Source organism: Arcicella rigui, from assembly GCF_034929435.1.
GTDB lineage: Bacteria > Bacteroidota > Bacteroidia > Cytophagales > Spirosomataceae > Arcicella > Arcicella rigui.
Window position 1 is genome coordinate 89458 of record NZ_JAYFUM010000005.1, and the last position, 22880, is coordinate 112337.

Sequence of the window (22880 nt, forward strand, 5' to 3'; positions counted from 1 at the left end):
TTAAATAAGTATCCCAATATTTTATAGCTCAATACTCATAGCTCACTGCTCAAAGCTCAAGGCTGAAAGCTCACAGCTCATAACTCATTGCTAAAAAAACATGGAACATTCGGCTCAATATTTTTTAGATTTAATCAAAAGCTCCAAAAGAGGGAAGTTTAAAATTTACATTGGTATGAGTGCTGGGGTGGGCAAAACTTTTAGGATGTTGCAAGAAGCCCACACTTTGCTCAGAAACAATGTCAATATAAAAATTGCTTATATCGAAACCCACAACCGAGCCGAAACTCATGCTTTGTTGGAAGGTATTCCTATGATTCCTCGCCGAAAACTTTTTTACAAAGGCAAAGAATTAGAAGAAATGGACGTGCAAGCTGTAATCAACCAACGTCCAGAAATTGCTATTGTCGATGAACTCGCTCATACTAATATTGAAGGCTCTAAAAACGAAAAGCGTTGGCAGGATGTCATGGACATTCTGAATGCAGGCATTAATGTGATTTCTGCCGTCAATATTCAACACCTTGAAAGCCTAAACGACGAAGTAAAACAAATTACCAATGTAGAAGTAGCCGAAAGAGTACCCGACTGGGTTTTGCAACAAGCCGACGAAGTGGTAAACATTGATTTAACGGCTGATGAATTAATTACAAGGCTCAAAGAAGGGAAAATTTATGATTTGAGGAAAGTAGAAACTGCCTTGAATAATTTCTTTCAACCTGCTAAATTATTGCAATTGAGAGAATTAGCTTTAAAAGAAGTAGCTCATCAAGTAGAAAGAAAAGTATTCAATGAAGTAGCCAGTAGCAAATTTACCCATGAACGATTTTTGGCTTGTATCAGTTCTAATGCCAATACTTCCAAAAATATCATTCGCAAAACGGCTCGATTGGCTTCGCATTATGATTCAAAATGGTTTGTATTGTATGTTCAAACGCCTTCGGAATCGGGAGACAAAATCAATTTAGCAACGCAAAGGCATTTGATTAATAATTTGAAATTAGCCACTGAATTAGGAGCGGAAGTCATCAGAATACCAAGTGATTCGGTAGCAAAAAGTATTGTAGAAATCGCTGAAAAGTACGAAATCACGACAATTTGTATCGGAAAACCACATTTTAGTTTATTCAGAATTATCTTGGCAACGAATTTATTTAATCAATTACTAAAAAAACTATCGTCTTCGGATATTGATATTGTGATTTTAAGTTAAATAGATTACTCATTAATGGTTGTCTATTATTTCACTGGCAGGCAATCAAAAAAAGCTGAAAGCTCATTGCTCACAACTCACAGCTAATTACCATGAAAATCAAAGCAAAACTTCAACTGGGATTATTCTTCCTTTTTTCCGTCATCGTCTTGTTGGGCGGTATGGGAACGTATTATCTGAATCAATTACAGGCAGATTCCAGCAAAATTTTGAAAGATAATATTGAGTCCTTGGAATATGTGCAAGGTATGGAAGAAATACTCAATACTTGGTCGTCGGTTGATACTGCCAAGCATAAATCTTTTGAAGTTTTGTTGGAGAAACAAGCCCATAACGTAACGGAAGTAGGCGAGCTTGAAGCTACGCAAAATCTACGGAAAGCCTATTTTGAATTTAAAAAAGATAGTTCAGAAACACACTTTACCAAACTGAATCAAGCATTGTTCAACATTGCTGAGTTGAATCAACAAGGCATTGTTCGGAAAAATGATTTGGCTTTGAAAACCGCCGAAAATGCCAGCAATTATTTAAAAATGGTTGCCATCGTTTGTATGTTGCTGACTTTTACTTTCATCGTCAATTTCCCGTCTTACATTGCCAATCCCATTAAAGAACTGACCAAAGGTATTCAGGCAATTACCAATAAAAATTATGAACAACGCCTGCATTTTTCTTCGGAAGATGAATTTGGCGAATTGGCTTCGGCATTTAATTCAATGGCTGAAAAATTGAACGAGTACGAGCATTCAAATCTGGCAAAAATACTTTTTGAAAAAAGTAGAATTGAAGCTATTATCAACAATCTGAACGATGCCGTGATTGGTTTAGACGAACAAAATAAAATACTCTTCGTCAATATTGTAGCCATTAAAATGTTGAATGTGAAATCAGAAGATTTGATAGGAAAATATGCTCCCGATGTTGCCATTTACAACGATTTGCTGAGAACACTTTTGAATGAAAAACAGCAAAATAAAGAAATTAAAATCTATGCAGACGAAAGAGAAAGCTATTTTACCAAAGAAACTTTAACGGTTGAAAGCAATCAGAAAATTTTAGGAAAAGTAATTTTATTGAAAAACATTACTCGTTTCCATGAATTAGATGAAGCCAAAACCAACTTTATCGCCACGATTTCGCATGAATTAAAAACGCCAATTTCAGCGATAAAAATGAGTTTGAAATTATTAGAAAACGAAAAAGTTGGAAGCCTGAATCCAGAGCAAAGCCAATTGTTAGAAAATATCAAATCCGATAGTCAGCGATTGTTAAATATTACAGGCGAATTGTTGGATTTAACCCAAGTAGAAAGTGGCAAAATCAGTTTGAATTTACAAGCCGTAGCACCGCAAAATATCATTGAATACGCAACTTCGGCAATACAATTTCAAGCACAGCAACAAAATATAGAAATTGAAATTCAGCTTTCAGACAAACTTCCACAAGTACAAGCTGATGCCGAAAAGTCAGCATGGATTTTAGTGAATTTATTGACAAACGCCATTCGTTACAGTCCCGAAAATAGCAAAATTATCGTTTCAGCCATTCGCCAAAATGGAACAGTAGTATTTTCTGTACAAGATTTTGGCAAAGGAATCGCACAAGAATATTTAGAAAAAATATTCGATAAGTACTTCCAAACACCCGATAGTCAGAAAGGAACAGGCTTGGGTTTAGCCATCGCTCGCCAGTTTATTGAAGCCCAAAACGGACAAATTTGGGTAGAATCTGAAATCGGGAAAGGTAGTACTTTTTACTTTTCTTTGAAGGTTTAGCGGAAACGTATTAAACAAAAAAGCCAGTCATTAAGACTGGCTTTTTTGTTTAATAATGCAATTAGAGATATGTAAATTAGAATTTAACGTTCAAGCTTGCATTGAAAATTGTACCTAATTGGCTGAACTGAGAACCATCATAAGTTACGTTTGAATAACGACCGTTGAAAGTAATCAAGTTATATTGTTCCCAATATTTAGCAGTTGGTACGTTGTTGTTAGCATCGAAACGAGTTTTTGTTCCAGTTTTAAGGTCGATGAAATCCCATTTAGGCATTACATTCAATACGTTGTTTACGTTGAAAGAAAAAGTCGTTTGTTTCGATAAAGGAATTGAGATTGCTAAGTCAGAAACAACTGCTGGAGTAAATTCTGTATCAGTATTAGCATCTAAACCATTTTGGTGGAAACGAGTCTTACCAAATAATGTGTTGTTCAAGTTGATGTTGATTCCTTTGATTAAGTAATCAAAACCTAAAATTACTTTGTATTTAGGACGAGAAGAGAACAACAAAGCATCTTGCGTTCTATCGAAAATAGATTTACCAGCATCAGCAATCAATTTAGGGTTGTTGATTGAAGTATATTTATTTTCAAAAGTATAGTTACCAGCTAAGTTGATACCTAATTTACCCATTCCTAAATCAATGTTTTTCTGAGAAACTACAAAGTCAAGACCAGAAGTAGTTGTATTTAAGGCATTTGCGAAGAAACTTACAGCAACGATACCATTTGATTTCAAGATATTATCCAATGCAGTATTTCCAGCAGAAGTACCTGCGATTTCTGAACCTAAAACGATACGGTCTTTAACTTTGATGTTGTAGTAATCTAAAGTAACGCTCAAGTTTTTAGTAGGATTTAAGCCTAAACCAAGTGTAAAGTTAGTAGATTTTTCTGGCGTTAATTTAGGTACACCCAATGCAAAAGCTTGAGGGCTCACGTTGTTTACGATACCTTTAGTTTGGATACCTTGTCCAGGAACGAAACTTGCTTGAGCTTGTTGCTGATAAATTTGGTGCAACAATGGAGCACGGAAACCAGTAGAGTACGAACCACGAAGCGTGATTTTGTCATTTACTTTATAACGTGAGCTTATTTTGTAAACAGTAGCACTACCAAAGTCGCTATAATGCTCAGAACGGATAGTTCCGTTTACTAAGAAATTGTCAGTGATGTCATAGCCTAAGTCGATATAACCACCAAAGTTGAAACGGCTATTTGAACCAGCATTGTTTGGAGTAGTTCCAGGGAATGAGTCTGCACCAGTTCCTACATAAGAAGAAGTATCACCTACGAATACGGTAAATGTTTCAGCACGGAACTCCGAACCAAATGAAAGACTTAATTTGTCGTTCAATTGTTTTGAAATATCAATGTTTCCAACATTGTGTGAAAACTCATATCCACCTGGTTTGAAATAAGTAGGAGAGTTTTTACCTAAGCTACGGTTACGAGAATTTGAAACTGTATAAAGTTGTTTGTTTCCACCTGTTGTAAAGCTAAGGTCTGTTTTCCAACCATTTTTCTCATTTTTAACACCAATAGTAGCATTGTAGTCGTTCAAATCTCCTTGGAAAGTAGGCACATAACCAAGATATGGCTGTCCTGCTGGAGTTAAAAGTCCATCATCAGTAGTTCTCCAATAAGGAGTACGATAGTTAGCAAAGCTGTTTACTCTTTTATAAACATAAGCTGCATTGAAGTACAATTCAGCAGTTTCGCCAACTGGTATGCCACTGTTAATCAAGAATTTAGCAGCTGTGTTTTCAGGCTGACCGTTGATGTTTCCAGCATCTGGTTTAAGTGCTAAGAAACTCTTTACTTGAGCTAAAGGGGCATCAAAACCTAAGTTTGCATCTGCCTCTGCTTCAGCACTTACTTTTCCTGGGCGGTTTGCCAACGTAGTACGGCTAAAGTCGATTGTATAATTTACGAAACCGCCTTTACCGAAGTTTGAACCATTGTTTACTGAGAATCCGATGTGTTTTCCGTCACCTTTGTGCGTAATACCTGTTGTTAAAGTAGCCGAACCGTAATCAAATTTATCTTTCAAGATAATGTTCATTACCCCAGCAATCGCATCAGAACCATACTGAGCAGAAGCACCATCACGAAGAATTTCAACACGTTTGATAGCTTGTTGTGGGATAGCAGAAATATCAGCACCTGATTCACCACGACCTGGAGAAGTCTGGATGTACATCAAAGCACTTGTGTTTTTACGCTTACCGTTAATCAAGATTAAGGTACGGCTTGGTCCCATGTTTCTGATTTCGTAAGGGTCAAGTAATGACGTTGCATCGTTTACAGGCGTGTTCACTGTGTTGAATGAAGGTACACGATACTGTAATGCTTTGTCGAAAGAAGTTTGACCTGTTGATCTCAACTCATTTGCCGAAAGGATGTCAATCGGAAGGGGAGTATCAGTCATTGTTCTTTTCGAGTTTCTACTACCTGTTGAAACTACTACTTCTTCTAATTGACTTGAAGAAGGGTCAAGCGAAACGGCTAATACGCCAGAAGATGGAATTGAAACTTCTTTTGTAACATAACCTACTGAAGAAAAAACAAGCGTTGTAGCTGCATTAGGAGCTTTCAATGTAAATTCACCAGTGCCACTGGTAGCAGTACCTAATTTAGAGCCTTTTACTACAACTGATACACCTGGAAGAGCCGAACCATCTTTTGAATCTGTGACTTTCCCCGTAAGGGTTTTTGTCTGAGCTTGGATTTGTCCGCAAAATCCGAGCATGGCAACGAGTACAAGTAGAAGAATTTTTTTCATGTGATTTTTAGAAAAGATTAATAATTATTTGGTTTTTTTAATGAAAACTTAATAAACGCCCTGCAATATAATAGAAAAAACAATTTTAAGCACGGAAACACTTTTTTTTGTTTTTTGAAAAAAATAGGAATAATTATTTTTCAAGGAAAAATATAACTAAACAAAGGATAGATTATTGCAAAAAAAATTATAGTAGCTAAAATCTTAGATAATCTATTGAATAAAAGAAATTTCTTCTAATTTTATGAATGAGTAAACATGAAGAATCGAACAATATTAGCTTTTTTAGAGAATATCGTAAGGTAAATCAAAAAGTAAAATTGTTTGAATAAGTACTTTTCACCATAACGCATTAACCCCAAACGTATGCTTAGCAGAGTAGCAAATTCTATCTACTGGATGAATCGGTACATTGAACGTGCCGATAATTATGCCCGCTTTATCTCGGTAAACTTCAATTTAGCACTTGACCTGCCACCAGACGTTCCTGAACAATGGGAGCCGCTTATTATTGCTACGGCGGATAATTATATCTTCCAGAAGCACTATGATGCCCCAACACGTGAAAATGTTTTGTACTTCATGGCTTTTGATGTGAAGAATCCTAATTCTATTTTATCGTGTTTGTTGGAAGCTCGTGAGAATGCAAGAACAATTCGTGAAAGTATTTCTCGTGAGATGTGGGAGTATGTCAATCAAATTTATTGGACTGTCAAGGATGCCGCAGCCGAAAGTAAATCTTGGGAGCTGGCTCGTTACCAAGGATTTTTAGAAAGTATCAAAACGGGTAGCCAATTGTTTTATGGAATTGTAGATTCTACCATTACCAGAGGCGAAGGCTGGCACTTCGGAAGGCTTGGGCGATTGATTGAAAGAGCCGACAAAACTACCAGATTTTTGGATGTGAAATATTTTACTTTACTTCCAGAAATTGATGCCGTAGGTTCGCCACTCGACCTTATGCTTTGGTCGTCGGTATTGAAGTCGGTGAGTGCATATAATATGTTTCGCCAACAATACCAAGTAATGAACCCTGCGTCGATTGTAGATTTCTTATTGTTGGATAAAAAATTCCCTCGCTCGGTAATGCACTGTATCCGTCAGGCTGAAATTTCTTTGTACGAAATCTCTGGTACTGCTATCACAAATTCGTATTCAAATTCTGCAGAAAAAGCACTTAGTAAATTGCGTTCAGAAGTAGAATTTACCGAAATCAAAGATATTTTTACAACTGGTTTACATCAGTATCTTGATGAGTTTCAGCAAAAAAACAATGCCGTAGGCGAAGAAATCTTCAAAACATATTTTGATTTAAAACCAGTAATCAATGAAGAAATAACAGCAAACATGGTAGAACAATAAGGAGTTTGTTTAATTTTGTGTAATAGTTATTTTTACTTAAAAATACAGACCACTATTTTACCAATAAAGCGTGAATTAAGTCTATTTTTTCAAAAACAAATTCAAAAAATTAATAGCACTTATTCAAATTAAATATCGACTGTGCACATGACATATTGTTTAGGGATTAAAGTACGTGGCGGACTTGTGGCGATTGCAGACACAAGAATAACCGCTGGCACGGAGGTTTACTCCAACAAAAAGGTATCTATTCACGAAGTAGGAAACCATTCACTTTTTATTATGACGGCTGGACTGAGGTCTATTCGTGATAAGTCAATTATTTATTTCAACAGACTTACCGAAGAAAAAGGCTGTAAGTTTGATTATATGTTTGAGGCAGTGAATGCTTTCGGAGATATGATTAGAAAAGTTGCCGAGGAAGACAAGGCTATGTTGAAATCAGAAGGCTATAATTTCAATTTACACTCTATCGTAGGCGGACAAATGCCTGAAGATGATGAGCATAAATTGTTTTTGATTTTTCCGGAAGGCAACTGGATTGAAATTAATGAAGGACTAAAATACCAAATCATAGGTAATTCTAATTATGGAAAACCTTTATTAAACCGTACTTTGTCTTATGAAACATCTTTGGAAGATGCACTAAAATTAGGCTTCCTTTCTTTTGATGCTACCCAAGTAAGTGCCAGTGATGTTGATTATCCGATTGACGTTATTGTTTATCAAAAAAATAGTTTCAGTATCATCGAACATCGTCTTACTAAAGAAGACATGAACGAAGTGACTAAAAAATGGAATTCTCTTCTGAAAGATTCTATTGATAATCTCCCTAACGAATGGCTACAACATATCTTAGAAAAAAGCTGTGAAGTATAAAAAATTAAGATAAACAAGAGGCTTGGGATTCAATTCCAAGCCTCTTGTTTTTGTAATCCCTTCAAAATCCTTTTCTGCTACTTTATTTATTCAATCTTTCTTCTTAATTTAAGCTCTTTCGGGTTTTAGCCATTGGATGTTTGTTTTATGCCTGATGGCTTGTAGCTAAAAATCAACAATGAAAGAATATATTTATCTCAATGGTAGTATTCTACCTGCTCAAGATGCACGCATCCATGTTTCTGACCTTGCTTTAATTAGAGGTTATGGTATTTTTGACTTTTTTAGAGCGATTGACGGAAAACCGATTTTTATTGAAGACCACCTCGACCGTTTTGAAAACTCTGCTCGTTTGATGGCCTTGCCTATTCCAGAAAGTAGAGACAAACTCCGTGAAATTATTCTTGAAATTATTCGCTTGCATCCAATGCCTTTGTTAGGTATTAAAATGATACTGACTGGGGGATTTTCGGTAGATGGCTACACGCCTGCGGCTGAGTCAAACCTAATTGTGATGGGAAAACCTTTTGAGTTTAAACCAGCCGATGTTGGAATGAAACTGATGAGTATGGAATACAGAAGAGAAATTCCTGAAATCAAAACCTTAAATTATATCGTACCGATTAGGGCTTTGGCAAAAATGAAGGCTTCGGGGGCTGATGATGTACTTTACCATTTGAATGGCAATATTTCGGAGTCGTCGAGAAGTAATATTTTTATCATAAAAAATGAAAGAATCATTACGCCTGTGGACGGTGCTTTGTTTGGTGTAACACGCAAACACGTACTTAATTTCGCTAAGAAATACTTTGTTGTAGAAGAAAGAGACATCTCGCTACAAGAATATTTTGAAGCCGACGAAGTATTCACAACAGGAAGTACAAAAAGAATTGTAGCCATTACCCAAACCGATAATCATGTTTTTAGTGAAGGAAAAGTGGGTAAAATCACAAAGAAATTGCAAGAACTATTTTTGGACTACGAAAAGTTGTATTAGGCTGTAAGCTTTTAGCCGTGAGCTTTGAGCTATGAGCTATCAGCTTTGAGCTTTGAGCTATGAGTATTTATTTTTATAGCTTGTCCTTGCCTAAAATAGGTTGCCCTGATTTTTAAACAAGTTAAAGTAATCAAAATTGTAAAATAGTTTGATTTGGGTTGATGTTTTTTGAATAATCACAAGTCCAAATCGGTAAATTAGGTTTGTTTTCATTGTTTAGTTCTTTGATGTACTGTTCAAACGCAAAAGGTGTTAGTCCTTTCAGGGCTGCGTGTGGTCTTTGATAGTTGTATGTGTGAATTGCTTTTTTAAGCTCAGTGGCTAATTCGTCAAAATTTGTAATATTTCTATAGATTAGATACTGATTTTTAATCGTGCCATTCACTCTTTCAACGTGACTAGGCGTCCCCGAGCATTTTCATAGACCTCATTACACATACTGATGCTAATTTCAGCTTCATTCAAAAGGCTGACATAGGCTTCGCTGATGTATTGACTTCCTCTGTCAGAATGATGAATAAGCTCATGCTTAAACTTCTTCTGTTTCCGAGTTTTCAACGCCATTTTTAAAGCAACAATATTGTTTTCTGCTCTCATATTATCTGCAAGAGAATATCCAACGATAAAACGCGAGTAAACATCTAAGACAAAAACGATGTAGTAAAACCGATCATTTACTTTAAAATAGGTAATGTCACTCGTCCAGAGTTGGTTAATGTCTGTGAGGACTTTATCAACCAAAAGGTTTTTGTAACGACTGTAAGGACTTGAAAAAGTAGTCCTACAGAGGTTTCTATAGGCTTTTACCCTAAAGCCATAATAGAGTCCAATACTAATAAAGGCATCTCGTCCGATTCCTTCTGGTCGATAATAGTCATACATAGTTCTCAGACCCATAGCAGGATGAATCTCCCTAATCTGGAGCATCAAGCCCACATAAAGACTTTCTTTTACCTTCCATTCTTCGATTCTGCGAAGCATTCGATAATGTCCTTGTTTGGAAATACCACAGAGCGTATATAAGTGCTTCATTTGGTAAGAATGTTGGGTAATATTTTGGCGAAAGTACTCTAAAGTGTTGGCTTGAAACTTTTTTTTAGGTCGATGTCGAGTTCCTTTGAGGCAATCTCAATAAGTTTAGACTGATAGTCTATCTCCATTTGTTTTTGCCCTAAAATTCGCTCAAGTTCAGCCACTTTTTTGAGTAGCTCCTGGGTTTTAGCTTCTTCGGAATCTTGTTGTACAATCATCTTAGTACCTTTTTTGTGATGGGGAGAATATTGGTAAATCCAGCGATAAACGCTTGTGCTACTGACATCCCACAATTTACAAAATTCGATGATACTAATCCTTTTGTTGAGAATATCTTCGACTTTTTCTCGTTTGAACGACTCACTGAAAATACGACTTTGACGAATCTCGTATTTTGTACTTTTTCCAGTTTTTGATTTTGAATTTGCCATTATTTGTTGCCTTTTGAAGGCAACCTATTTTAGGCAAGGACAGCTCAAAACTCAAAACTCATAGCTCAAAACTCATAGCTCATAGCTCAAAACTCATAGCTCATAACTCACGGCTCATAACTCATAGCTCACGGCTCATAACTCAAAGCTCACAGCTAAATTAAAGCATCACAGTAAAATGTACATTTAGGCGAGCATTGGCAATTTGTTCGCCTTCTGATAAATTTTGTTTCAAAGGAATCTGATAATTTACGCCCATCGAAACACCTTTATAATAGCTTTCTAATCCCAAATTTCCCCACGAAGTATAGCCACCCGTCTGTGCATTACGAATATTATACTTTCTGTCTAACTGAGCATGCTCGTAAGAAATGCCAGCGTTGGGCATTAGTGTAAGATTATCACCAATATTTTTTGAATATAATACAGAAAGGTTCGTCGTAAAACGATTACCAAATTGGTAGGTTTCTGCATTTTTTGTATTGATTTTATAAGTAGCGTCGTAGTTCAATCCCCAAGCCTGATAGCGTAGGGTATAAACCACATTAGCGATAAAATCGGTACTTCCCGTTCCGAGTTGAAAATTGGCATTGGCTACTTCGGCATCGTTTAATACATCAAATTGATACTTGGCAATAGGCAATTTTACGCCACCACCAATCAATAAATTATGGTTGAAACGATGTACAGAAGTATCTGCGAGCGTATTCAGTAGATTATAATTTGCCAAAAGTGTAATATCGCCCAAACCGTTTAGATTGAGTTTTTTGCCTGTACTCAGAATCGTTTGTTGGTTCATCAAATAAGGGACAAAAGCAAATACTTGTACTTTCTTGAATGGATAAGCCCTTGCCCAAAGTTCTGCTTTCCAAAAATCTTCTTTTGATTTTAATGTTGGGCTACTCAAGTGTGAATCATAACTTCGATAGCTGTATCGTAAACCTATAAAACCTTTGTGCGATTGTGGTAAAATGCCGTAAAATGAGCTACCATTGCTACAACCACAAATTTCGCAGGCAAAAATAGGCGATACTTGTAAGAGTAAAAATGGTAGAACTAACAGTAATATTTTTTTCATTATGTGTGTGTTAGTTATATGTTGTTGGTTTGTGATGCTACTCGTGTGAGTTAGCATCACAAAATTTCCTTTTGTAAGGATATGATTTTATGGGTTAGGTTCTGTAAATCAGTATTTTAAATGAATACTCACTGTGGCGTAAATCTTTTGTCAGCCAAAAATTCTCGGTCAGTGAGGGTTTTTAAAAAGGCAATAATTTGCGTTTTTTCGGTATCAGAAAGCGGAATTCCCAGTTTCCCGTTTTGATTTAGTTGTGGGTCTAAATTATTGGTTGCCGTTACGGTATTGCTGTAATGGTTAAGTACTTCTTCTAAAGTTTGAAAACGCCCGTCGTGCATATATGGACGAGTGGCTTCAACATTTCTTAGGCTTGGTACTTTAAATTTGTTTTGGTCTTCTGGCAATTCTGTCACTCGCATTCTTCCGTTATCCACTACCAATTCAAAAAATGCTTTTTTCACGCCATCGACTACTCTATAAACTACTTGCTGGCGTTCGGTAGGAGGCAAACCATTGTTTCTAAAACTACCATCGGTAAATAATTCACCCGAATGACAGGAAGCACATTTCTGTTTAAAAACAGTCATTCCTGCTAATTCTGTGTCAGTAAGACTGGCATTCGCTTCTTTTCTGACGTATTTGTCGTAACGAGAATTAGCAGAAACTAAGCTCAATACAAATTGAGAAATAGCTTTCAGAAAGCGTTCGGAAGTAATTTCGGTAGTGCCAAAAGCATTTTTGAACATGGGCGGATACTTGTCTGTATTTCTCAATTTCTCCAAAACGTTGGTTACTTTTTCATCCATTTCTACTGGATTTTCGATAGGAGCGATAGAAAATAAGTCCAAGTTGAATACGCCTCCGTCCCAGCCGAAAGTTTTTTCCCAAGCCATATTTTGTAAAGAAGGAGCATTCCTAAGTCCAATTTGGTTATCAATACCGTGGCTTAAATCGTGCAAATGATGCGTAAAGGCATAGTCTTGTCGATGGCATTCGCCACAAGAAATAGAGCCATCACGAGAAAGTAAACCATCATAAAACAGACTTTTCCCCAACTCAAAGCCTTCTTTAGTAATTGGATTACTGGATAAATTATAAACAGGCTCGGGGAAATTCTGAGGTTGCACAAATAATTTATCTGGTTCAATTTCAACGGATTGGGTTTTGTTACAAGCCCAATTCATCAAAGAACAGCAAAGTATAAAAGTACTGATTTTAGGAAATTTCATAATTGGCTATTTTAATGTCTGGAAGTTTCTTTAGTTCCTTTCAAAAATCTTTCTTTGCAAGTTTCACTACAAAAACCGTATTGTTTGCCTTTGTGATTAACCGTAATTTTTGAGCCTTTCGCTACCGACATTTTACACATTGGGTCGATGCTGTCTGCCAATAATACTTGGCTTTCTTGTTTTTTACCTTTTTCACCTTCTTTTTTCTCTGAATGGTGATGTGCCTTTTGCGTTTTACTTTTCTCCTCTTGTGCCGAAACGAAAGTGCTAAATGCTAAGATGAATAATCCGCTTAAAATGAATTTTTTCATGGTTTTTTGAAATTTAATGAAACTGTTTTTGGTAATTGTAAATGAATGTTTTATTGATTTGATTATTAGGGTTTCAATAAAAATATAGCTTACAATAGATGAGTAAACAATTTTCCTACACAGAGTTTAACAGAGCTTTTATAGAGTTTCACAGAGTATTTATTTGAATGTTTCTCTGTGAAACTCCTTGTTTTCTCAGTGTTCCTCTGTGTCTTTTAGTATTGTACGAAAGTTTAAATGCTACTCGATTTCATATCTGGAAAATAAATACTCAACAAATCCAAAATCCGAAATCTCAAATGTTTATTGTACGTCGTTGTGGACGTGGTTTACGCTAAACATTGTTTTATAATTATCTGCAATTGGTACGGCTGCTCCGATACTATGAACCATAAAAGTAGTAGCTAAGTTTAGCGTTGAAGTACCGTTGAATACTTTTGCGGCATCTACAAACAAATGAATTTCTGGAGCAATGTTACTACGAACGGTTGCCGAAGTAGGTAATGGTAAAGTAACTGTACGAAGGTTATTGATGGTTTTGGTAGTCATGCCACCGAAACCGCCAACATGATATTGGAATACTCTTTTACCAGCGGCATCACTTGGTACAACTGATGAAGTACCTTCAAACTTAAAGAAAATATAGCCTGAGTTCCAAGCCCAATACATATTATCAGTACCATAAGAGGCAGGGTCGAGTACTCCTGTGCGTTGGCTGAGTTCTGATACACTTCTTGCACTATCAACGCCTACGGTAAATGAAACTTCTGTATAATCGCCAACTGGTAAATCCTTCAAAGTAGCTTCAAAAGATTCTGAATCCGACTGTTTAATTAAGAAATAATCGTTTGGAAATTTCACTACTGTTCCATCAGATTTTTTGAAAGATACATTTGAAATAAAGTAATTGAAAGTAGTAATGGTAAAGTCTTCGCCAGATGAATTTTTGTAAGAACCCGTTCCCAAAGTCATTTCATCTGACCCGACTTGATTGTCGAATTCAAGCGTAATATTATTTTTTTCGTCAGGCTTTACTTCGTCATTTTTTTTACAAGAAATGCTTGTAATTACTAAAGCAAAGCATGTTAATAGCGTAAAGATTTTATTCGTTTTCATATTTGTATATTTTGAGGTACAGCAGAAGGCAACCTAAGTAGTGATTAGAAAAAAGTGATTGGTGTTTCATGAACCTCACTTAAATGGTTTTCATTACTTTATTTTCCGTCAACTGACGCAGATTTTTTGAAATAATTTTTTCTTAATAACGATTTTGTCTAAAATATATTGGTAGAGAAAAGCTGAGATTCTCTACCAATATAAGGTTTACTTCACTTTCAAAAACAAAGCAAGTCCAAACAAACTCACTACCAAAACACCCAATGCCGAGAAGATAGTAGCGATGTCTCGGATGTCTTTTCCTGCCCAATCCATAAACAAAAATTTGTGTAATACGCCAAAAGAAAGTCCTTCACGGCGGTCTGAATCAACGATTTGTGCTGCCAAACGACTGGTGGCTGGTTCTACATAATAAGTCAAATGGTTGTCGGTTGCCAAAGCTAATTTCACTACGGGCAAGCGTTTGTTTACAAAACCATACTCTTTGTCGAACTTGGTTAAATAGCCCGTTGAAGCAATGGCTGGCAAAGTACTTTCGTCTTCACTTGTTTCGGTACTTCCTCCTAATTCGCAACAAGCTGGGTCGCCACCTGTTTTTCCTTGCTCAATAAAATGTCCGACCAATGCTTTAGCATGAAGCATAATACCGTCTGGTAAAAGGCTGGCGGTTTGTACATCGTAATAAGTCACATTCGGTTTTGCATCAGGCTTTTTGCCTTCGTTCATTCTTTCGGCTTTGTCTTGTTGTTCTTTTTTCCAAGCTCCTTTTTCTTCCGACTTTGTAAATACTTGGTAATACAATTTATCGTCGATTGTGGCTAATGAAAGATTTGAAACCTTTGACCAGTCTAAAGGCAAAGCCAAATTAGCCGTGTGTAAATCTGCCGTTTTGATACTTGGTTGATAGAAATACTTGATACGTTCGTCGGGGGTAAGTTTTTTAGTAGCGTGATAAGCTCCCGAAAAAGCGAAAGTAAAAGTGACAAAAGCAACCCAAAGCCCAATTTGGCGGTGATATTTTCGTAAAATACCTACTTTATCGTTGGGATTGCGTGGTTTTTTGAATTTCCCCCACATAAAACCATAAATCACCAAACCGCTAATCATTGAAATAATGATGATAGCAAGAAAGCCAGTCATGATAGAGATTCTGAGTGTATTATTGGAAATTTTTGTCAAGAAATCCCAGTTGTGGAAAGTTCTGAAAACCCATAAAAATGCTTTTCTACGGTTTTCGTTGAAATTTGCCAAACGTGTTTGTTCTGTTTCTACATAAATATCCATTCCATCGGCACGGTCGAATGATACTTTCCAAACGGGCAACAAACGATTCACGTAAGCGTATTCTTCATCAAAATCAGTAATTTCTTCAATACTTTTAATGGCTGAATTTTGGTCTTCTGTAAAATAGCGAGCCAAAAATTCTGCGTACTTTTTATCACCATTTTCAAGCATTTTGGCATCCGTAGCATTGAAGTACGCCAAACGATTACTTACTCTTTTTACTTGATAATAAGTTTGATTGTTGAAACTAACAATTCTGAAATTTTTAAATTCAGTAATTTCATTTTTGTTTAATACTTCTTGTAATGACAATTTGATTTGGGCTTGATTTATCGCCTCTGGCTTTACAAATTCATGTGCTAATTTCACTTTAAACCAATGTGACATAAAAGGGTGCATCATTCCTGAAATACACCAAAAGATTACGGGAATCATCGTAATCAAACCGATGATTCTGTGCCAACGATAAATATTTCGTTTGACTTTTTTCTTTATTCCTCCGAAATGCGATTCTTTCTGAACCTGCTCGTCGGCTATATCAATGATGTTATTTTCCATGTTTTTTTTTATTTAATTAGTGAGTTGTGAATGAGTGAATTAGTGAATATTAATCATTAGAGATTGTATAATCACTCAATCACTAATTCACAATTCACTAACTCGCAACTCACTCATTCACAACTATTTTTCCGTAAAATTGTACTGCAAGCCAATCACCACAGTACGTGGAGCGGCTGGTGTGAAGGTTGTTCTGTCAGTAGCATTATTACCTCTTGAAGCTTGGTTGGCATACAATTCGTCCGTCAAGTTCATGATATTGGTAAATACTTCAATGCCTTTGAAATTATACCCTGCACGGAAATTCAATATGCTTACACCCGAAAGTCCGAAAGCGGTTTTGTCATTGTACATCACCGTGTTAATTTGGTTTTGGTAGTACGACGACAAGCGTTGCCATTCGATAGCAGCACGCAAACCTTTCGCCCATTTTGGTTTGTAAGTGATTTCAGAATTAGCAATAAATGAAGGAGCTGAAGGCATATCTTTGCCATTTACGTTTTTCACTGCATCCGAAGCTCTCGTACTCAAAGTAAATTCGATAAAACGGTGAACGGCATTTGTTCCGCCAAAACGAATAAACCATTCTGAATTAGGTTTATAAGTAATGCCGTATTCGATACCTCTGTGCAAAGTTTTTCCAGCAGATTGATAGTCAGTAGAGTTGTCGGGCTGACGAATACTTAATAATTCGTTTTTACCATTCATTTCATAATAGGCAACGTCGATATAAATTTTATTATCTAAAAACGAAGCCCAACCGCCTACTTCTTTGTTGTCGAAATAGGCAGGTGTTAAATTATAGTAAAATGGATTTGCACTTCCTACTGGGGTTTTACGGAAAACAGCCGTTAATCCTGGAGGCGAGAAGCCTTGTGAATAATTGGCATAAATTCCTTTTCCGTTGCCTAAATCATAAGTTGCTCCGATTTTTGGCGTTACTTGGCTGTACTCTTTTGTACCTGTGGCGTTGTTGTCCAAATAGTTTAAATAATCAAAAGCCATACGGTCGTAACGAAGCCCCAGTGAAAGTCTTAATTTTTGGATGGGTTCAAAATCAAATTGCGAGAATAAACCTGTATTGTAGATTTTAGCATCATATTTGGCTACAAAAACATCTGGATTTTCTTTTACCAAAGTATATTTTTCAACCGATTTTCCATCTGCACGCAGTTTTGCTGAAAGGTCGATTGTATAAGAACGGTAAGGATTGGTTGAATAATCATAAGTACCACCGACTAACAAGCGAGCTTTCAAGAAATTGAATTTCTGTGAATGTTGTGCCAAAACGCCATAAGAAGTAAAAGAATTATCATTGATTTCGCCTTTGGCCGTCGTCGCCCCAGTCGTCCAACGGATTGAATAACTTGGGTTTTGTCCGACAGTATTATCACGGTAATATGGCGTAACGGTTGTTTCTGCATTCGCATTCCAAGTATGTTCTAAAGAGATTTTGGCACGAGTTGCCAATACTTTTCTGTAAGTAAAATCAGTAGTTGACGAATACTCTCTTTTGTAAAATGCGATAGAGTCAACGCTTCCGCCTGTTTGTGAGTAGTAATCGTTATAAGCCAAAGTACCTACCAAGCGAGTTTTATCAGAAAGTTTATATTCGGCTCTGGCATTGAAAGAAGTTTTGTCGAAATCACTTCTTGTTTGCCAAGAATCTACTTGTTTCGCCACATAACCACCTAAGTACAAACCAAATTTGCCAACTGTTGCACCTGCTCCGTATTGAATTCTTTTGTAACCATAATTATCAAACTGAATCCCCACTCTTGCCGTTGGCACAGCCGTTGGGCGTTGTGTAATAAAGTTAATTGCACCGCCAACGGCTTCTGGGCCGTACAAAGAGGAAGCTGGGCCTTTTACTACTTCTACCGATGAAACTGAAAATACATTCATTTCAATAATGGCATTGTGGTTGAAAACGCCCATAGGACGAATCGGCACGCCATCTTCTAAATACAAAAAGTAGGCAGCCGTTCCCATTGGTTGACGAATCCCCATTCCGTGTTGTTCGTTGTTGTAGTTCATCATCACTACGCCCGGCGTTTTGTTGATGATTTCGTACATACTTGTTGGCTTGGCATCGTTAATCAAGGTTGAAGATAATTTTGAAATCGCCACAGGAGCTTCTGTACGCAAACTTGCTTCACGGTTGGCAGTTACTACTACTTGTTGAAGGTTTTCTACCGAAGGTTCTAAAGAAATACTGAGTGCTTGTTCGGCTTTGTAATCGACTTCTAAAGGCTGAAAACCAATGCTTGAGATCGAGATTTTATTGATTTTCTCCTTGGTTTTCAAGGCAAATTCACCGTTGATATTGGTAGTTGTTCCAGCCGTTGTGCCTAAAGCTCTTACGGAAGCACCTACTACGGGTTCTTTGGTAGAGTTGTCGAAAATTTTACCTTTAATGATTTGTTGAGCAAAAGAAGTACTTGTCGTCAATAAAATGACGAACATGAATTTGAAAATATTTTTCATTTTGTTTGTATAAAATCGTTTCGATTTTGTCCACAAAAAACTGAAAACAGGTTTTGGGGACAATCATTTTTTCTTGAGAAATGAATAAGAAAGAAAGGTTCAGAAAGTACAGAACGCAGGAGCATTCATACAAAAACAGTCGTTTTTGCTGATACTTTAAGAACAAACCAGAAAAATGAAACGATTAGACAATCGGAGGATGAAAAAGAGAAGTAGCAATACTTACTGAATTTTTAGTAAGAAAAGTGTATGTAGATTTTGTAGCAAGTGGTACATAAGCCCATTCTAAAGAGAATAATGGTTCGGCATCAAATACTTCTTCCATGATTTTCTTGATAGACTGCCCTTGTTTTTGCGTTTCTTTGGTGGCATTGTCTTCGGCTACTTTTTGGAGTTTTTTGGCTAAATAACAATGACCATTACAATTCATTTGTGGTTTGAAACGGTTTTCACAAAGGTTTTGAATGATGTACTCTTTTCTTAATTCAAAATCCAAATACACCACAGGCACGAGTAACGTTTTTACGCTAATCAGCACCAAAAGCAGTAATGCTATGTAGTTTTTGGTTTTCATGGATTTTTAAATTTCACGCAATTTACAACAGGAATAAATAGCTTGTACGAAAAAATACCAAATTGATGTAGATTGACTATCAAGAAAAACATAATCGTCCATAATTTTTTGTTAGCTATTGAACAAAAAATTATGGACGATTTTAGTATAAAATACTTTATAAACAGTGTTTTATAAACTTGCTTTTTTCTTTTTCGCTGGAGTGTATGGAGCTGCCACTGGCAATTTTGTTTTGTACTCAGCTACGCCTTTTTCGATGGCATCTTTTAAGAAACCGAACGAATTAGTAGCATCAGCATTTAATAAAGCCAAAGCTTTCTGTGCTAAGGGAAAGGCTTCTGTGTAGTTGCCCAATTTGCTCAAAACCTGAGCTTTTACCCATACATTACGCACATTTTCACCGCCTGTCATAGAAGTATTGATGGCGGTAAGAGCTTGCTCAAACTTGCCTTTGCTCAAATAAAATTCAGCAGCAGCACGCATGGTGTTGGCGTGGTCGTTTACGGCTTTAGTGATGGCATTTTCAGCGATTTTAGCAGTTTCTATAAAAATCGGAGCAGATACTTTTTTGTCTGCCCAGTAAATATTCAGATTAGCAGAAGTATCAGTAATATCAGAAAAATCAATGCTGAAAGATTCTGTTTTAGGAATCGTAAGGGCTTTTACAGAAGTACGTAAAACGTCTTTTTCTTTTGAATAGCTTTGTTCAGAAGCCGTAACGTCTTTGTTCAAAATCAATGTCCAATCTTCTTTGGTAGGAATCGAAAATACCGAATAAGTACCAGCCGCTACTTTTTGTCCGCCTAAAGTAATGTCATTTGAAAACGAAATTTGCGTAGCAGCGTTTGCACCAGTACGCCATACTTTATCGTAGGCAATTAAACTTCCGAAAATTTCACGACCTCTTACATTTGGACGAGAATATTTCACCGTAAAGTCAGTTGTACCTACTGTTTGTGAAACAGAAGCCGCAGAACTTGGCTGTGGTAAACGAAGTTGTGCCTTCGCCGATACACTAAGGCATACTAAAATACCTAAAAATAGTTTTTTCATGTTTGATACGTTTTTGAATCTTTTAAACTCTACAAAAATATAGGACTAATACTCAAATCGCTGAATTTTTCGCTGAATAGCTTTTTTAAAAGGATATTTTTTAGAACCTTTGAAATACGAAACATTACCGAACCATCCCAATTCTCTTAAAACTATGCACAGAAATCAACTACTTCAATTACTCGACAATTATCGGCCCTACAATGAAACAGAAAGAAAATTTCATCAAGAAATTGGTGATTTTGTAAAGGCAAATCCTTCTTGTTTTGAAAGGTCTTTATTGGTAGGTCATGTAACGGCATCAGCTTGGATTTTGGATAAAACCAGAGCTTTTACTTTATTAACACATCACAAAAAACTTAATCAGTGGTTTCAGACGGGCGGACATTGCGATGGAGACTCGGATGTGCTAAGAGTAGCCTTGAAGGAAGCACAAGAGGAAACAGGTTTGAAAAACATAAGTGTTATTAGTCCAGAAATTTTTGATATTGATATTCACATCATTCCCGAACGCAAAGGAATTCCTGTGCATTTGCATTATGATGTTCGTTTTTTGTTAGAAGCAGACATGAACGAAAATGTAACGGTTTCTTCAGAATCAACGGCTTTGAAATGGATTCCACTTTCACAAGTTTCAGAGTATAACGATAGCGACTCTATTATGCGAATGGTGGAGAAAAGCCTTTAGGATTTGGGATTGGTGATTTCGGATTTGAGATTTTTTTTAGCTTTCAGTCTTCGGTTGTCGGCTTTCGGTCTTCTGTATTTAGTTTTCTTTCTTTAAAAGTATAAAACAGTAAAAATCCCAAATCCGAAGACTGAAATCCGAAAGCCAAAAAAATCCCAAATCCGAAATCACCAATCCCACATCCTAAAGCACTCTATACCTCAAAGCCTCCTCTGCCAACAAATCGTGGAAAGAAAAGGATAAGTATGCCTCTTGTTTTACTATTTGAAACACACATTGCGTTACTAATTCATCATTTCTGTTTACTCGCATATCATTGTGGAGGTCGCCAGTACCGCCATTCAAATGGAAATCTATTACTTCTTCGGCTGTTTTATGCGGAAATTTTTCTTGAAAATCAGCAAACCATTTTTCTCGCAGATGCCTAATTTCATCGCTATACAAAGTAGCCGACGACCAAATATGCGATTCGTTCGGATTTTTCTTGCTTTGATAAAGTGTTTTTCCATCCCAACGAATTTCAAGAATGGCTCTTTTTCCGTTTTGATGCGAAAGAATGACTAAAGTAAAATTTTCAATGCCCTCAAAATCATATTGTTGGATAAAATGTTCAGGGCAATTGAACTTGAAAAAATCTAAAATAATTTGTCCTCTACTTTGTCGGTAAGGTGGGGTAGGAGTATGCTTTTGAAAAGCTCCATTCAACAAACAAAGCGTAAAATCTTCGGAAGTAGCCAGCCAAGTACCACCAGCCAAAGCATCTTTTGGGAAAAAAACTGTTTTCCCGTGGATATTATATTTTTTGGGAGGAATCGCTTTGGGGCGTGCCACAGCTTCATCACGATTATTCGTCAAGATAAAACCGCCTTGATTATCAGGTAAGTACGTTAAAACACACATTGAATAAAATGATTAAAACAGAACAACAATTAAGCTTCCACACGCTTTCTGTATTGAATAGTAGAATGAGCTACGCCAAAATCAGGAGCAATGGCTATTTCTGGATGAACTTCGTTAAGTCCTATTTTAATAATCGCTAAATGATGAATGGTATGTTCGATAAGATAGACCAATTCTCGGAAATAATTACTTTGAATTTCTATGGCTTTGTCCATGCCAAAAGCACTTTGAAGTACCAAAGTAGTATCTGTTTGCTCTTCTTTCAAGCGATTTTTGATTGTACTCAGTACTTCTAAAGTATAATTTCTATCGAGTTCAATGGTTAAATTTCGTTCACGAGCATCATAATTGACCTTTCCCGTTTCTAAGCCTTTTAAAAGACAAAGATAAAATTCAGTAATATGCCTGACGTGTTGCCCTACCGAATGCTGATGCAAAGGCTCAAGCATTTCTTGATAGACCAAACAGTCCAAATCTTCCAACAAATCAGTTAGTTGATGAAGAATGTCTATGTTAATTTTTTGAAGTATCATTTGAAAACACAATTTGGTGGTAAATAATGTTTAGTTTGCTTGAATCACAGAGCAACCGCATTGACAATAATGGCAAAAGTAACATTATCGCTCATGCCGATTGTCCCGCCTCCAACCGCCCAGTTTCGTCGGTTAATACTTGTACTTCCCTCAAAAGTGGCATTTGTTCCGTTCTGTTTGAAAGTAAAAGGTATTTTGATGTTTTGAGTTTTGTCTTTCATCGTCAAGTCAAAATAGCCGATATAATTCTCGCCATCACGTTCAATTTTTGTCGATTTCATCTTGATAGTCGGATATTTAGCTACATTGAAAAAGTCTTCTTTTTCTTTAAGATGTCTGTTTCTCAAGCTGTTGTCGGTATCAATTGTAGCGGCATCTACCGAAGCCACAATACTGGCGTTTGACAAGTCTTTTGGGTCGAATTTTATTTGTCCGACAAAGCCCTTAAATTTTCCTTCAACGTTTGAGCCAAGCATTCTTATTTTGAAAGAAACACCAGCCGTTACGGGTTTCCACTGCTGTGCAAAACTACCGATAGCGATATGTACGAAGACCAAAGCAAGAAAGATTTTTTTCATTTGATTGTTCAAAG

At 36.5% G+C, this 22880-nt stretch carries 21 protein-coding genes; 6 read left to right on the forward strand and 15 right to left on the reverse strand.

The annotated features are described in order from the left end of the window. Positions 1-100 precede the first annotated feature (100 nt). Positions 101-1213 carry a sensor protein KdpD gene (locus VB248_RS03930; RefSeq protein WP_323295433.1) on the forward strand — a complete coding sequence of 371 codons (1113 nt, stop codon included), beginning with the start codon at positions 101-103 and terminating at the stop codon, positions 1211-1213. Between the two features lie 92 nt (positions 1214-1305). Then, on the forward strand, positions 1306-2988 hold the full coding sequence (locus tag VB248_RS03935; protein ID WP_323295434.1) for a sensor histidine kinase: 1683 nt from the start codon (positions 1306-1308) through the stop codon (positions 2986-2988). A gap of 76 nt (positions 2989-3064) precedes the next feature. Here the strand turns inward: VB248_RS03935 and VB248_RS03940 are convergent, their stop codons facing one another. Then, positions 3065-5776 (reverse strand): TonB-dependent receptor, encoded by a 2712-nt coding sequence (locus VB248_RS03940; RefSeq protein WP_323295435.1) that lies wholly within the window; start codon positions 5774-5776, stop codon positions 3065-3067. Positions 5777-6142: 366 nt separating this feature from the next. On the opposite strand from VB248_RS03940, the gene VB248_RS03945 reads away from it, so the two are divergent. The 3 genes from VB248_RS03945 to VB248_RS03955 all read left to right on the forward strand — a co-directional run bounded on the left by VB248_RS03945 (position 6143) and on the right by VB248_RS03955 (position 9014). Continuing rightward, a complete protein-coding gene (locus VB248_RS03945) occupies positions 6143-7138 on the forward strand; it encodes an alpha-E domain-containing protein (RefSeq protein WP_323295436.1) in 996 nt (331 codons plus the stop codon). A gap of 147 nt (positions 7139-7285) precedes the next feature. Beyond that, entirely contained in the window at positions 7286-8017 is a 732-nt protein-coding gene (locus VB248_RS03950; RefSeq protein ID WP_323295437.1) for a peptidase, read from the forward strand. 178 nt (positions 8018-8195) lie between these two features. Next, the gene (locus VB248_RS03955; RefSeq protein ID WP_323295438.1) at positions 8196-9014 is read left to right on the forward strand and encodes an aminotransferase class IV; all 819 of its coding nucleotides are present in this window, start codon (positions 8196-8198) and stop codon (positions 9012-9014) included. Between the two features lie 130 nt (positions 9015-9144). On the opposite strand, the gene VB248_RS22575 is transcribed toward VB248_RS03955, so the two are convergent. The 11 genes from VB248_RS22575 to VB248_RS04005 form a co-directional block, all read right to left on the reverse strand. Next, the gene (locus tag VB248_RS22575) at positions 9145-9399 is read right to left on the reverse strand and encodes an integrase core domain-containing protein (protein WP_407652852.1); all 255 of its coding nucleotides are present in this window, start codon (positions 9397-9399) and stop codon (positions 9145-9147) included. Then, positions 9396-10046 carry a DDE-type integrase/transposase/recombinase gene (locus tag VB248_RS03960; RefSeq protein ID WP_323295439.1) on the reverse strand — a complete coding sequence of 217 codons (651 nt, stop codon included), beginning with the start codon at positions 10044-10046 and terminating at the stop codon, positions 9396-9398. The genes VB248_RS22575 and VB248_RS03960 overlap by 4 nt, the downstream gene beginning before the upstream one ends. 38 nt (positions 10047-10084) lie before the next feature. Continuing rightward, positions 10085-10477, reverse strand: coding sequence for a transposase (locus VB248_RS03965; RefSeq protein WP_323295440.1), 393 nt, complete (start codon positions 10475-10477; stop codon positions 10085-10087). A gap of 160 nt (positions 10478-10637) precedes the next feature. Beyond that, the gene (locus tag VB248_RS03970) at positions 10638-11555 is read right to left on the reverse strand and encodes a transporter (RefSeq protein ID WP_323295441.1); all 918 of its coding nucleotides are present in this window, start codon (positions 11553-11555) and stop codon (positions 10638-10640) included. Positions 11556-11683: 128 nt separating this feature from the next. Continuing rightward, positions 11684-12784 (reverse strand): cytochrome-c peroxidase, encoded by a 1101-nt coding sequence (locus tag VB248_RS03975; protein ID WP_323295442.1) that lies wholly within the window; start codon positions 12782-12784, stop codon positions 11684-11686. A gap of 11 nt (positions 12785-12795) precedes the next feature. Further along, complete coding sequence (locus tag VB248_RS03980; RefSeq protein WP_323295443.1) at positions 12796-13095, reverse strand: YHS domain-containing protein; 300 nt, start codon at positions 13093-13095, stop codon at positions 12796-12798. Between the two features lie 303 nt (positions 13096-13398). Continuing rightward, positions 13399-14211 carry an MbnP family protein gene (locus tag VB248_RS03985; protein ID WP_323295444.1) on the reverse strand — a complete coding sequence of 271 codons (813 nt, stop codon included), beginning with the start codon at positions 14209-14211 and terminating at the stop codon, positions 13399-13401. A gap of 207 nt (positions 14212-14418) precedes the next feature. Further along, the gene (locus VB248_RS03990) at positions 14419-16053 is read right to left on the reverse strand and encodes a PepSY-associated TM helix domain-containing protein (protein ID WP_323295445.1); all 1635 of its coding nucleotides are present in this window, start codon (positions 16051-16053) and stop codon (positions 14419-14421) included. 123 nt (positions 16054-16176) lie between these two features. Continuing rightward, complete coding sequence (locus tag VB248_RS03995) at positions 16177-18540, reverse strand: TonB-dependent receptor (protein ID WP_323295446.1); 2364 nt, start codon at positions 18538-18540, stop codon at positions 16177-16179. Between the two features lie 184 nt (positions 18541-18724). After that, positions 18725-19114 carry a hypothetical protein gene (locus VB248_RS04000; protein WP_323295447.1) on the reverse strand — a complete coding sequence of 130 codons (390 nt, stop codon included), beginning with the start codon at positions 19112-19114 and terminating at the stop codon, positions 18725-18727. A gap of 171 nt (positions 19115-19285) precedes the next feature. Then, complete coding sequence (locus tag VB248_RS04005) at positions 19286-20167, reverse strand: DUF2911 domain-containing protein (protein ID WP_323295448.1); 882 nt, start codon at positions 20165-20167, stop codon at positions 19286-19288. A gap of 154 nt (positions 20168-20321) precedes the next feature. On the opposite strand from VB248_RS04005, the gene VB248_RS04010 reads away from it, so the two are divergent. Further along, complete coding sequence (locus VB248_RS04010; protein ID WP_323295449.1) at positions 20322-20855, forward strand: NUDIX hydrolase; 534 nt, start codon at positions 20322-20324, stop codon at positions 20853-20855. A 183-nt stretch (positions 20856-21038) separates the two neighbouring features. On the opposite strand, the gene VB248_RS04015 is transcribed toward VB248_RS04010, so the two are convergent. Genes VB248_RS04015 through VB248_RS04025 form a run of 3 tightly spaced genes read right to left on the reverse strand, consistent with a single transcriptional unit; the run spans position 21039 to position 22866 of the window. Next, the gene (locus tag VB248_RS04015; RefSeq protein ID WP_323295450.1) at positions 21039-21755 is read right to left on the reverse strand and encodes an NRDE family protein; all 717 of its coding nucleotides are present in this window, start codon (positions 21753-21755) and stop codon (positions 21039-21041) included. A gap of 29 nt (positions 21756-21784) precedes the next feature. Then, complete coding sequence (locus VB248_RS04020; RefSeq protein ID WP_323295451.1) at positions 21785-22288, reverse strand: hypothetical protein; 504 nt, start codon at positions 22286-22288, stop codon at positions 21785-21787. Between the two features lie 44 nt (positions 22289-22332). After that, on the reverse strand, positions 22333-22866 hold the full coding sequence (locus tag VB248_RS04025) for a YceI family protein (protein ID WP_323295452.1): 534 nt from the start codon (positions 22864-22866) through the stop codon (positions 22333-22335). Positions 22867-22880: the final 14 nt, after the last annotated feature.

Coding starts and splice junctions, on each gene's coding strand:
- VB248_RS03930 (WP_323295433.1), top strand. CDS start 101: ATGGAACATTCGGCTCAATATTTTTTAGATTTAATCAAAAGCTCCAAA.
- VB248_RS03935 (WP_323295434.1), top strand. CDS start 1,306: ATGAAAATCAAAGCAAAACTTCAACTGGGATTATTCTTCCTTTTTTCC.
- VB248_RS03940 (WP_323295435.1), bottom strand. CDS start 5,776: ATGAAAAAAATTCTTCTACTTGTACTCGTTGCCATGCTCGGATTTTGC.
- VB248_RS03945 (WP_323295436.1), top strand. CDS start 6,143: ATGCTTAGCAGAGTAGCAAATTCTATCTACTGGATGAATCGGTACATT.
- VB248_RS03950 (WP_323295437.1), top strand. CDS start 7,286: ATGACATATTGTTTAGGGATTAAAGTACGTGGCGGACTTGTGGCGATT.
- VB248_RS03955 (WP_323295438.1), top strand. CDS start 8,196: ATGAAAGAATATATTTATCTCAATGGTAGTATTCTACCTGCTCAAGAT.
- VB248_RS03960 (WP_323295439.1), bottom strand. CDS start 10,046: ATGAAGCACTTATATACGCTCTGTGGTATTTCCAAACAAGGACATTAT.
- VB248_RS03965 (WP_323295440.1), bottom strand. CDS start 10,477: ATGGCAAATTCAAAATCAAAAACTGGAAAAAGTACAAAATACGAGATT.
- VB248_RS03970 (WP_323295441.1), bottom strand. CDS start 11,555: ATGAAAAAAATATTACTGTTAGTTCTACCATTTTTACTCTTACAAGTA.
- VB248_RS03975 (WP_323295442.1), bottom strand. CDS start 12,784: ATGAAATTTCCTAAAATCAGTACTTTTATACTTTGCTGTTCTTTGATG.
- VB248_RS03980 (WP_323295443.1), bottom strand. CDS start 13,095: ATGAAAAAATTCATTTTAAGCGGATTATTCATCTTAGCATTTAGCACT.
- VB248_RS03985 (WP_323295444.1), bottom strand. CDS start 14,211: ATGAAAACGAATAAAATCTTTACGCTATTAACATGCTTTGCTTTAGTA.
- VB248_RS03990 (WP_323295445.1), bottom strand. CDS start 16,053: ATGGAAAATAACATCATTGATATAGCCGACGAGCAGGTTCAGAAAGAA.
- VB248_RS03995 (WP_323295446.1), bottom strand. CDS start 18,540: ATGAAAAATATTTTCAAATTCATGTTCGTCATTTTATTGACGACAAGT.
- VB248_RS04000 (WP_323295447.1), bottom strand. CDS start 19,114: ATGAAAACCAAAAACTACATAGCATTACTGCTTTTGGTGCTGATTAGC.
- VB248_RS04005 (WP_323295448.1), bottom strand. CDS start 20,167: ATGAAAAAACTATTTTTAGGTATTTTAGTATGCCTTAGTGTATCGGCG.
- VB248_RS04010 (WP_323295449.1), top strand. CDS start 20,322: ATGCACAGAAATCAACTACTTCAATTACTCGACAATTATCGGCCCTAC.
- VB248_RS04015 (WP_323295450.1), bottom strand. CDS start 21,755: ATGTGTGTTTTAACGTACTTACCTGATAATCAAGGCGGTTTTATCTTG.
- VB248_RS04020 (WP_323295451.1), bottom strand. CDS start 22,288: ATGATACTTCAAAAAATTAACATAGACATTCTTCATCAACTAACTGAT.
- VB248_RS04025 (WP_323295452.1), bottom strand. CDS start 22,866: ATGAAAAAAATCTTTCTTGCTTTGGTCTTCGTACATATCGCTATCGGT.